The organism is Pseudoalteromonas sp. Scap25, from assembly GCF_013394125.1.
Lineage (GTDB): Bacteria > Pseudomonadota > Gammaproteobacteria > Enterobacterales > Alteromonadaceae > Pseudoalteromonas.
In genome coordinates, this window is the sequence record NZ_CP041328.1 from 608,432 (window position 1) to 619,889 (window position 11,458).

Below are 11,458 nucleotides of genomic sequence, written 5' to 3' on the forward strand. Positions count from 1 at the left end.
AACAACCTTTAAAATTTATATTTAAGACCAAGCGCAACACTGTTATCAGCATTTTCTTCTAGGTCGAGGTCAGTATATAAAAGGTAAGCGGTAGTTTGCTTGTCAAAAGTGTAGTCTACACCGGTAGTCCACTGCGTTGCGTCTGATGCTTGACGTAGTTTTGAATCATCTTTTGCAAATTGTACTTTAGGAATCCATTTGTCTAGCTTGTAACTTGCGCTTAACACGTAACCATTCCCTGATTTAGTACCATCAATTGATTCTGAATGTTGGTATAACGCACCTAATTTTAGCTTTTCAAATTTATACACGCCTGCAACACGGCTTGCTTTAATATTATTAAGCGAGTCAACATGGCTGATTGAAATAGAGTAAGGTGCTTTATTTAAACTACGGTCACCATAAATAAGGGTTGCCGCAAATCCAGCTTCATTGTCTTTGTTGTCATCTTTTGGCGCATAGGTAAATGAAAACTGTGCATTGTGCCAGTACTTAGAAGTATAGGTAATAGTATCGCCTAAGCGATCTTGTCCGGCAATAACTTGTGAAATATCAGCTTGGGTTTCGTTAAAGTTATCAAGCTTGCCTTCAGAGTATTTAAAACGCGTATCGTTTCGCCCTACGACTACTTCACCAAACGCCCCTTTTAGACCAAGGTAAGTATTACGTGCTGCAAAAGGCTCATTGGTATCATCATGTTCAAAGCCTTTTACTTGAACCTCGTATTTAAATACCGCAGTAAAATACTCATTTAATTTATGGTCCCCTTTAATACCAATACGCGAGAAAGGGGCATCAATTTGTGTGCCTTCATCAGCGTAACGCATTATGCCAGTATCGGTGTTGGCAATTTGTACTTCGGCTTTACCGTACACAGTGTAATCTGCAGCAAACGCTGTTACAGGTAGTGTGGCAGCACTGCATAACGCAGCAAGTACTGAGCCTTGGAATAAATTATTTTTCATTATGTATCCTAATTGTGTGATGTTACTTGTTGTCTACAACTGTAGAGCAAGAACATGACCAACTAGATAATAACAAAAAATTTCAACAGCTTAAGAAACAAAACCATAATCGAAAGCCTTAAAATGTGCGGATTTCCACACACTTTAAATACCTACTATCACCATTTCCACCCACTAATCGGTAAACATATCTCGATTAAGGTTATATTTATTCATTTTATCGTAGAGAGTCTTACGCGCTATTTGCAACGTTGCCATGGTGTCTTTAATACTGCCATGATTAAGCTCTAAGGCTTCTTCAATTAAAGACTGCTCATAAAAGCTGACCTTTTCTACAAGGCTTAAGTCCAATGATAACGACGAGCCACTACTGCTTGAGTCACTCTGTGCAAAAGCCAGATCGGCGCCAAGTAATACCGCGCGTTCAGCCTGGTTTCTTAATTCACGTACATTACCAGGCCAATCATGCGCAAGTAGGTGCTGTTGTAACTCAATATTAAGCGCACCTAAAGGTTTATGAAAACGAGTGGCCGCAATAGAGCTAAAGTGCTTAAACAACAAAGGAATATCGGCTTTTCTATCTCTTAATGCGGGAATACTCACTTTAACTAAACTCAACCGATAATATAAATCGGCTCTAAACTCACCTTTTTCTACCAAGGAAAGTAAATCGACCTTGGTGGCCGCAACAATACGAATATCAAGGTCAATGGCTTTATTTGCACCCACGGGGGTAACTTTTCGCTCTTCAAGCACCCGTAGTAATTTAACTTGTAGCGATAAGGGAGTGCTTTCAATTTCATCTAAAAAAACGGTGCCGCCTTGTGCAAACTCAAACTTACCTTTGCGATCTTGTGTTGCGCCAGTATATGCGCCACTAACAGCACCAAACAATTCGCTTTCTATTAATTGCTCAGGCACCGCACCACAGTTAATAGCCACAAACTGACAGCTGGAACGGTTACTATGATCGTGTAAATAACGGGCAACCAATTCTTTACCTGTACCAGTTTCACCTTCAATTAATACATCTGCAGGGGTATCAATCACCGTGTTGAGTAAGTTCATCATGTGCTGCATTTTAAGGGTCTCGCCTAAAATACGCACACCGGGCGCGGAGGTCTTTTCAACTGCACGCTTCAGAGCTCTATTTTCCATAACTAAAGCACGTTTGTCTAAAGCTCTGGCAATGCAATCTAATAAATTTTCGTTCAGGGGTTTTTCAAATAAATCATACGCGCCTAATTGCATCGCTTTTACCGCTACAGACACATCGGCATAACCTGTTAAAAATATTACCGGAAGTTCACTGTCGAATGCTTTTACCTGCTCAATAAAAGTTAAACCATCCATAGTCGGCATATTTATATCACTAAGGACAACGCCATAAAAATTGCGACTCAAACGACTTAAAGCAACACTCGCATCACTAAAGCACTGCACCTCATACCCTTCGAGGGTTAAAAGCTGATTTAACGAATCACGGATCATCGCCTCATCATCAATAACAACCACTTGCTTACAAACAACGGCTTCAATCATTTTTTGGGGCCTCTATGCTTGATAAACTAATAATAAACTGTGCACCGCCTTGAGGGCGATTGTGCGCCGTTAAGTACCCATTAAATGAATCAATAATTTGCTTTGAAATTGATAAGCCCAGTCCTAAGCCATTACTTGATTTGGTACTGTAAAACGGTTCAAAAATAGAGCCCAGTACATGGTGTTCAATACCTGGACCACTATCTAAAATAGAAAGCTTAACGCGCTCCTCAAAACACTCAACATCGAAACTAAGCTCTCGTTTAGGCTCACCCTTCATTGCTTGTGACGCATTGGTGATCACATTAACCAGTACTTGTTCAAATTTTAATGCATCAACCCATACAGTGATCTCTTGCGAAAACTGCGGTGCACTAACGTTAACATCGTCTTGCTTAAGTTGCGGGTGGGTGATCATCAACGCATTGTTTAATAACGCCGACAGTGGATGAGGTCGAAGTTGCATGGCCGCCGGCTTACTAAAGTGTTTAAGCTGCGCCACTATTTTGTGCACCCGCTCTACTAAATTCTCAATAATAATTAAGTTTTCATTTAATGCATTGAGTTTTCCTTTTTTAAGAAAAATTTTAGCGCTTGCCAAATAGGTGTTTATGGCGCTCAGTGGCTGGTTAATTTCATGGTTAATACCCGCACTTAATTGCCCTATTGTGGCTAATTTTGCCGACTGTACTAGTGCAGTTTGCGCTTTTTCAAGCGCTTGAGTGCGCTCTAATACTTCAAGTTCTAAACTATGACGCGAATACAGTAACTTTTTATATCCGGCAAAGCGTGCCAATAAGCTATATCCGACAAAAATAAATACCCAATAAAACAACACCAGCCATAACAATCTGGGCACCTGTAATGCATTTATGCTCGAGATATCAACCAATACCGTCATGGTTGCATTTAGGTATGTCAGTGGCCTTGAAGCGGCAACATATTCATCTTTATCAATTTTAAATTGCTCAATGCCCTGACTTTTGTAGCGCTGCTGCTTTATTTGTAACGGTTGATGATCTAAGTAAGCACGGCGCTGTTTAATATCGCGGCGTGTAGTAATATCAAGCTCTGTAAACGTGTTTAAACGCCATGCGGGCTCATCTGACATAGCGATAATTTTATCCGCAAGTTGCAAATAAAAATGACTGCCTTTTGAAGTATTTAATAGCGAACGATCATTTTCAAATTTAGCGACATTAATTTTAAGTGCCACTACACCAATGGCTTTGCCATCTAGATAAATAGCCTGAGAAAAGTATATTCCGCGCTCTTTTGAGCGCTGTCCGAGGGCAAAGTAAGCGACCTTTTCTCCAGCAAAAGCCTGCTTAAAATAAGGTCTAAATGCAAAGTTGCTCCCTAAAAACGTATAGTCGGTTTGCCAGTTGCTACTTGCAATAACGTCGCCAAGGGGATCTAGTATGTATACATCTGAGGCACCGCTGGCTTGTTGAATATCAGCCAAGTAATTATTAATAGCATTAAAGTGTTGTGATTCATTATTAGTAAAACGAATCAATAAATTATTTTCTGTGAGGAGCTGAGGAATAGCTGCAAAACGTGCGAGTTCATTATCAATATAATTATTTAATTGAATGACCTGTTGGTCAGCTTGAATTTTAGCTTGGCCTAAATCATAAGCGCGGCCAAATGAAAATGTAACCACTAATAACAGCACTAACAGAATACAAGCAAAAATAATTTTTTTAGGAATGGAGAACATAAACGCCTGTAACACCAGGGTGCTAATAATAACTAATAGCCACTATTGTATCGATTTATAGGCCTTTGCAGAAGAAACTTTTTGTTAACAAGTGTACTGAAACTAAAAAACCGTGAAACAAACAATATTTCACGGTTTAATTCCCTGCAAAAGGGATGCTGTTTTAGCTTAGTCTACGCTTTTGCTAGCGCTGGTTTGTCTTTAAAATACTTATACAAACCAATTAATGAGGCTGCGATCCAGAATATTTCAATCACAAAGCTCGCTAAGTTAAAGTTATAACAAAGACTAATAAGCAACAAAATAGCACCGCTTAGATTCATCATGTTATAGACTAAACTTTTTGGCGATACCTTATTTAGTTGCAATAAAAAAAACGAACCAACCACTAAAAAAGTGCCACTCATACCAACAATATCAAATAAAAGTGCAATCACACGTCTATCCTTTTCCATTTTAAAACCCAACTGACTGGCCCAATCCATGGGGAGGGTTTTTTTCAATCATTGAAACAGCAAAACCAGCGAAGTTTACCAGTGAAATAAAAGCACACAAGGGCATATGTCCGCCTCTTGATACTTTGGATTAAATAGCCAGTTTATTTAAAAGTGACTTTACCACCTATCATTTTATAAGCGGCAGTCCCTCTTATGATCGCCGGACGTGCAAAAGGTCGTTCACAGCCAGGGCATACACATTCAGTATGAGTGTGATCTTGGGTTATTCGTTCTATAAAACATTTTACCAACGCCCCTTTGCCCCCTTTACGATATTTAAATAAAGGCGCTTTGCATGCAGAACAAAATATATCGACCGTTTTTGTAGGCCCTTTTTTATTGGGCTTAGCCATACTACCTCAATGGTTATTTTACGATTACTATGGCGTACATGCTATCACATGATAGAAAAGAAATTGATGGCAGTAAGCATTACTGATCAGAGTGATTATTGATTAGGTAATTATGTTAAAAAATATTGTGTTATTAAACTTTATTAGCTAAACGTGTTAATTGAGCCGACAGTACATTCATACAAAAGGGCTTTATAATAAACCCTGATACCTTTGCATTAATTATCTTTTTTACGGTCTCAGAGCTGTCTTCACAGGTCACCATAAGTACCGGAAGCTGAGCATGCTCAGTATCGTTTCTAATAGCATCAAGTAAGTTTAGACCATCCATTTTCGGCATATGTAAATCTGTTATAACCAAATCTATGAGCTGATTTTGCAGTATAGTTAATGCTTGCAGACCATCGGTTGCTTCAACGATGTCTTTATAATCTAACTGTCTCAACATATTAATTAATACATGACGCATTAATGGCATGTCATCAACAACTAATACTCTCATATGGATGTTTAACCAAAGTAGGTGCAAACAAATTTTTATCAAAATGAATTAACAAAAACTGTTATAGATAGTATCTACATTAGTTAACTATAGCTGTTGAAGCAAATAATCAGTTTTATTGACACAATGCAAGTTTGATAATAGAGCATTTAAAAACTACCAAACGAAGCTTGAATAAGCCCAGCTAAGCATGCTGGGCTGAGTGTAATTTCAAGCCCTCGCTTACCGGCACTCACATAAATAGTATCAAAGTCCAATGCGCTTGAGTGTATGTAGGTTTTTAAGCGCTTTTTTTGTCCAAGAGGGCTAACGCCTCCCAAAATATATCCTGTACTTGCCTGTACTTTTTGCGGCTCTGCCAGCATTACTTTTTTAACTGCGCAGAGCTTAGCCAATTGCTTTAGATTAATCTGCTGAGTAACGGGCGACACTGCTACAATTAGCTGTTGTTCTGACGTTTCTAACACCAAGGTTTTAAAAACTTGGGCGCTATTAAGGTTTAGCTTTTCAACTGCTTCAAGGCCATAATTAGTGTTGTTTACATCGTGCTCATAGCTAAGTACGTCAAATTTAATTCGGGATTTTTTTAGCTGTTCTATCGCTGGGGTCATCTGATAATGTCCTCAATATATTTCTGATAACTTACCATACTAAACAAAAAAACGGCGCTTAAAGAAGCGCCGTTTTTACCTAAGTTCTGTTGACCCTAATAATTACTTAGTTAGGTCATCAAAAAACTTTTTAACACCATCAAAAAAGCCTTGCTCTTTTGGACGGTTCTTTGAGCTATCTTTGCCCATGCTTTCCTCAAGTTCAGTTAGCAGCTCGCGTTGACGCTCATTAAGATTAACTGGTGTCTCAATCACTACTTTACAAATTAAGTCACCTTGAGCACCACTGCGTACAGACTTAACCCCTTTACCACGCATACGGAACATTTTACCCGTTTGTGTTTCTGACGGTATTTTAAGTTTTGCACGGCCATCTAATGTTGGTACTTCAATTTCACCGCCAAGGCCTGCTGTAGTAAAGCTAATAGGCACTTCACAGTATAAGTTGTTCGCTTCACGAACAAATATCTTATGCTCACGAACCGACACTTGCACATACAAATCACCTGCTGGTGCGCCGTGCATACCAGCTTCACCTTCGCCAGATAAACGAATACGGTCACCCGTATCAACACCTGCTGGAATTTTTACCGATAGCGTTTTGGTTTTCTCAACGCGGCCTTGACCATGACATTTGTTACAAGGATCTGAGATAATTTGACCTTGTCCATGACAGGTTGGACATGTTTGTTGTACGGCAAAAAAACCTTGGCGCATTTGTACTTGGCCAGCACCGTGACAGGTTGTACATGTTTTTGGCTTAGAACCCGCTTTGGCACCGCTGCCGTCACACGGGTCACAACTAACCCAAGTCGGTACTTTTATTTCAACGTCTTTACCACGAACCGCTTCTTCTAAGCTTAAGTCCATGTTGTAACGTAAATCGGAACCACGTTGCTGGCGAGATTGGCGTCGGCCACCGCCGCCACCAAAAATATCACCGAATACATCACCAAAAATATCACCAAAATCACCTTGACCGCCACCAAAGCCACCGTGACCACCGCCACCACCTTGTTCGAAGGCAGCATGGCCGTATTGGTCATACATTTGACGTTTTTGATCGTCCGTTAATATTTCGTAGGCTTCCTTTACTTCCTTAAACTTGGTTTCAAGGTCTTTATCACCGGCGGTACGATCTGGATGATATTTCATCGCTAAGCGTTTATACGCTTTTTTTATGTCTCGCTCACTCGCATCTTTGCTTACGCCGAGGACTTCGTAATAATCGCGTTTTGACATATCTATCACACTACTCTTTTCTATATGCAGCGCTAGCTGCTGGACAAACCGATAAATCATATCGATTTATCATTGAATTTTTAAAGCACTTTACTTACATCTCTTACATGCAAAAGGCGCGTTAAGCTTTAGCCTACGCGCCTCAGGTGTTCATCCTAACTTAAACACGCAATGTAGTCATGGTGTTTTCGGTTAGCGAGAAGCGTTAGTAACAATTACTTGTCGTCTTTAACTTCTTCGAACTCTGCATCAACAACATCGTCGTCTTGCTTAGCAGACTGTTGTTGCTCTGCACCGGCATCACCACCTGCTTGTTGTGCTTTAGCTTGGGCGATTTCCATTAGTTTTTGAGACTTTTCAGCAAGTGCTTGTGTTTTAGCTTCAATTTCTGCTTTGTCGTCGCTCTTAATTGCACCTTCAAGGTCAACAACAGCCGCTTCAATTGCTTCTTTGTCTTCGCTTGGTAATGCATCACCCGCTTCTTCAATTTGTTTACGTGTACCGTGAACAAGTGCGTCTGCTTGGTTACGTGCAGCTACTAACTCTTCAAACTTTTTATCGTCTTCAGCATGTGCTTCTGCATCGCGAACCATTTTTTCAACTTCTTCATCACTTAAACCTGAAGACGCTTGAATGGTGATTTTTTGCTCTTTACCTGTGTCTTTATCTTTAGCAGATACATGTAAGATACCATCCGCATCCACATCGAATGTTACTTCGATTTGTGGTGTACCACGTTGTGCAGGGCGAATACCTTCTAGGTTAAATTGACCTAGAGATTTGTTATCGCTAGAACGTTTACGCTCACCTTGTAACACATGAATGGTTACCGCAGATTGGTTATCTTCTGCTGTTGAGAACGTTTGCGATTTCTTAGTAGGAATCGTCGTGTTTTTCTCAATCAGTGCCGTCATTACTGAACCCATAGTCTCAATACCAAGAGATAATGGTGATACATCTAGTAATAATACGTCTTTCACGTCGCCTGCAAGTACACCACCTTGAATCGCTGCACCTACTGCAACTGCTTCATCAGGGTTAACGTCTTTACGTGGCTCTTTGCCGAAGAACTCTGCTACTGTTTTTTGAACAAGTGGCATACGAGTTTGACCACCCACTAGAATGATATCGTTGATATCGTTCACAGATAGGTCTGCATCAGCAAGTGCACGCTTAAGCGGTTCAATTGACTTAGTCACTAAGTCTTCAACTAATGACTCAAGCTTAGCACGTGTCAATTTCACGTTCATATGCTTAGGACCAGACGCATCAGCGGTTACATACGGAAGGTTTACTTCTGTAGATTGTGCTGATGAAAGCTCAATTTTTGCTTTCTCTGCTGCTTCTTTAACACGTTGCATAGCAAGTGGGTCAGTTTGTAAATCGATACCTTGATCTTTCTTAAATTCAGCTACTAGGTAGTTGATAACACGGTTATCGAAATCTTCACCACCTAAGTGAGTGTCACCGTTAGTCGCTAGAACTTCAAATGTGTGCTCGCCTTCAACTTCATCAATTTCAATAATTGATAAATCGAAAGTACCACCACCTAAGTCATATACTGCTACAACGTTTTCACCACGGTTTTTATCCATACCGTATGCAAGTGCTGCAGCCGTTGGCTCGTTGATAATACGTTTAACTTCAAGACCCGCAATACGGCCAGCATCTTTGGTTGCTTGACGTTGTGAATCATTAAAGTATGCCGGTACTGTGATTACCGCTTCAGTTACTTCTTCACCTAAGAAGTCTTCAGCTGTTTTCTTCATTTTTTTCAGTACTTCAGCAGAAATTTGTGGTGCAGCGCGTTTTTCGCCGCCCGCTTCAACCCATGCGTCGCCATTATCAGCTTTGATAATTTTGAAAGGCATGATGCCGATATCACGTTGTACTTCTTCGTCTTCAAAACGACGACCAATTAAACGCTTAATTGCGAACAATGTGTTTGTTGGGTTAGTTACCGCTTGACGTTTTGCAGGTTGACCCACTAACGTTTCACCGTCTTGCGTGTAAGCAATAATAGACGGGGTTGTGCGATCGCCTTCCGCATTTTCAATAACACGTGCTTTGTCACCATCAAGTACTGCAACACAAGAGTTAGTAGTACCTAAATCGATTCCAATAATTCTACCCATGAATCTTCTCCAACTTCTAAATTCGTTAATACGTTCGATGACTAGTTAATAGGGATGCCACAAACTTAATTCAACTGTAAAAATGAAAAAAAATTCATTTTTTTTAATTTATTTACTAAATAACCCTAAAAAGAGTAAGGATTGCTCGTTTTTTGTTATTTAGGAGAGTCCTTATTGTCTGGTCTGATGAGTTTGGGTGTGATATAAATTCAGCAAATAACACTAAAAGGACATTATTTGTGCACTTTGAACAATTATTACAACAAGCAGCCCTAGCAAGTAAGAAAACGGACCAAGAAACCAATACTATGCAGTTTCCTGCTAATTGGTGCCAAGGTAGAACTGCTTTTGGCGGCCTCTCTGCGGCGCTTCTTTATCAAGCAATGCGCAATAAAGTTGACTCATCAAGACGACTGCTTTCTTTAAGTACAAACTTTGTCGGCCCTTTATTGGCTGAAAAGCCATTTTCTTTGTCGGTAGAAATATTACGTGAAGGAAAAAGTAGTACCCAAGTGCTAGCCAAAGCCATTCAAGATGACGCAGTATGCGTTATTGTGCAGGCCTGTTTTGCTAAAAATCGTAATTCATCAATTAATGTACCGGTATCAAAGTCGCTAGGCTTACACCCTGTGAACGAACGCCACTGTTTAGGATTTGTACCTGGGCAAATGCCAGAATTTTTTCAACATGTTGATTTATGCCCTCAACAAGGAGCCATGCCGTTTAGCAGTGCTGAAACCTCTCATTTAGGTGGTTGGATGCGCTTCAAACATACGCCAGAAGCAATTACAGAAGCCCATGTTATTGCCCTTACTGACGCATGGCCACCAACTTTGCTGCAAATGTTTAAACAACCAGCACCGGCAAGTAGTATGTCGTGGTATTTAGAATTTGTACAAGCGCCTAACTTAGCCCCGGGTGAATGGTTGGGCTTTGAAGCAATTACTCATCACTCAAAAGATGGTTACGGACTTGAAGATGGCTGTATTTGGTCGCAATCAGGTGAGCTTATTGCCCTAACCCGCCAAACCGTGGCTTTATTTGATTAACAATTAAAAACGAGTGAAGTCGCGCTGGGTATATTGTTTATCTATATTAAGCATTATGGTGCGATATTCACCGCTCTGAATTATGTTGGCTAAGCCTTGGTCAAATTGCTGCCTCAGCAAATCATTTTTAAAATACGCAGGTCTTGCCGCAGGTGGAAAAATAGTATGGATAACAAAATCTTTGGTGGCATTGGTTTTTTGATATTCCTTTAAGTAGTAAAGAAATATACGCCTATCGAGAATAATGGTATCAACCCAGCCTGCCATTAAGTGGTGTATCTGCGCTTGTTGGTTGAGTACTTCTTCATAGCCTCTTAAATTCTCTAAGTTGTGGCCAAATTCTTTGGGTAAATAGGCAGGTGCATTCTGAAATGCTAAAACACTTTTAGTCGCCAGATCGTAAATAGTATCAATAGTAAAGCTACTCTTTTTAAGACTCACCACCACATTTTCGTAGCTGACAACAGGTTGGCTTCGATATATGCCTGTAATTAAAATACCTGAATAATTTAATGCGATATCAACATGACCTTGGTTTAATAAGGCATCTGCACGTTGATTTGACATGTACTGTACATCGACTTCATTTATATCTTGATTACTTAGTGCTGCTTTTACAATTTCGAGCTGAATTCCTGAATCAGTTTCACTTATTACATAGGGTGCAACAGTAGGGTTAGCAGCAACAGTAACTCGTTGCTGATTATTATCTTTGATAAATGCAAAGCTATCGCTACATAAACATACTAAGGCCAATAAAAAAACCACTTTCACACTATCACCTAATCCGTTTTTATTTTCAGTTGTTGAGATTACTTTTCTTTTTATATTATTAGTAA

11 protein-coding genes are annotated in these 11,458 nt (G+C 39.9%); 1 reads left to right on the plus strand and 10 read right to left on the minus strand.

Translation table 11 applies throughout. The features are described 5' to 3' along the window. Positions 1-8 precede the first annotated feature (8 nt). From FLM54_RS18160 to dnaK, 9 genes are all read right to left on the minus strand, one after another. Complete coding sequence (locus FLM54_RS18160) at positions 9-965, minus strand: porin (protein WP_178957239.1); 957 nt, start codon at positions 963-965, stop codon at positions 9-11. 174 nt (positions 966-1,139) lie between these two features. Further along, positions 1,140-2,507: a sigma-54 dependent transcriptional regulator gene (locus FLM54_RS18165; RefSeq protein ID WP_178957241.1), complete on the minus strand. Its 1,368-nt coding sequence runs from the start codon at positions 2,505-2,507 to the stop codon at positions 1,140-1,142. Further along, positions 2,500-4,230, minus strand: coding sequence for an ATP-binding protein (locus FLM54_RS18170; protein WP_178957243.1), 1,731 nt, complete (start codon positions 4,228-4,230; stop codon positions 2,500-2,502). The genes FLM54_RS18165 and FLM54_RS18170 overlap by 8 nt, the downstream gene beginning before the upstream one ends. A 173-nt stretch (positions 4,231-4,403) precedes the next feature. Continuing rightward, a complete protein-coding gene (locus tag FLM54_RS18175) occupies positions 4,404-4,667 on the minus strand; it encodes a CBU_0592 family membrane protein (RefSeq protein WP_131692315.1) in 264 nt (87 codons plus the stop codon). Positions 4,668-4,828: 161 nt separating this feature from the next. After that, the gene (locus FLM54_RS18180) at positions 4,829-5,080 is read right to left on the minus strand and encodes a hypothetical protein (protein ID WP_138607811.1); all 252 of its coding nucleotides are present in this window, start codon (positions 5,078-5,080) and stop codon (positions 4,829-4,831) included. A gap of 133 nt (positions 5,081-5,213) precedes the next feature. Beyond that, entirely contained in the window at positions 5,214-5,582 is a 369-nt protein-coding gene (locus tag FLM54_RS18185; protein WP_178957244.1) for a response regulator, read from the minus strand. A 149-nt stretch (positions 5,583-5,731) separates the two neighbouring features. Continuing rightward, the gene (gene ybaK / locus FLM54_RS18190) at positions 5,732-6,193 is read right to left on the minus strand and encodes a Cys-tRNA(Pro) deacylase (RefSeq protein ID WP_178957255.1); all 462 of its coding nucleotides are present in this window, start codon (positions 6,191-6,193) and stop codon (positions 5,732-5,734) included. A 102-nt stretch (positions 6,194-6,295) separates the two neighbouring features. After that, on the minus strand, positions 6,296-7,435 hold the full coding sequence (dnaJ, locus tag FLM54_RS18195; RefSeq protein WP_138608032.1) for a molecular chaperone DnaJ: 1,140 nt from the start codon (positions 7,433-7,435) through the stop codon (positions 6,296-6,298). Positions 7,436-7,650: 215 nt separating this feature from the next. Next, the gene (gene dnaK, locus FLM54_RS18200) at positions 7,651-9,570 is read right to left on the minus strand and encodes a molecular chaperone DnaK (protein WP_138621414.1); all 1,920 of its coding nucleotides are present in this window, start codon (positions 9,568-9,570) and stop codon (positions 7,651-7,653) included. Positions 9,571-9,809: 239 nt separating this feature from the next. Between dnaK and FLM54_RS18205 the strand changes: the two genes are divergently transcribed. After that, the gene (locus FLM54_RS18205) at positions 9,810-10,619 is read left to right on the plus strand and encodes an acyl-CoA thioesterase (protein WP_178957257.1); all 810 of its coding nucleotides are present in this window, start codon (positions 9,810-9,812) and stop codon (positions 10,617-10,619) included. A gap of 3 nt (positions 10,620-10,622) precedes the next feature. Here the strand turns inward: FLM54_RS18205 and FLM54_RS18210 are convergent, their stop codons facing one another. Continuing rightward, positions 10,623-11,393, minus strand: a complete 771-nt coding sequence (locus tag FLM54_RS18210) for an ABC transporter substrate-binding protein (protein ID WP_178957259.1) — start codon at positions 11,391-11,393, stop codon at positions 10,623-10,625. Between the last annotated feature and the right edge of the window lie 65 nt (positions 11,394-11,458).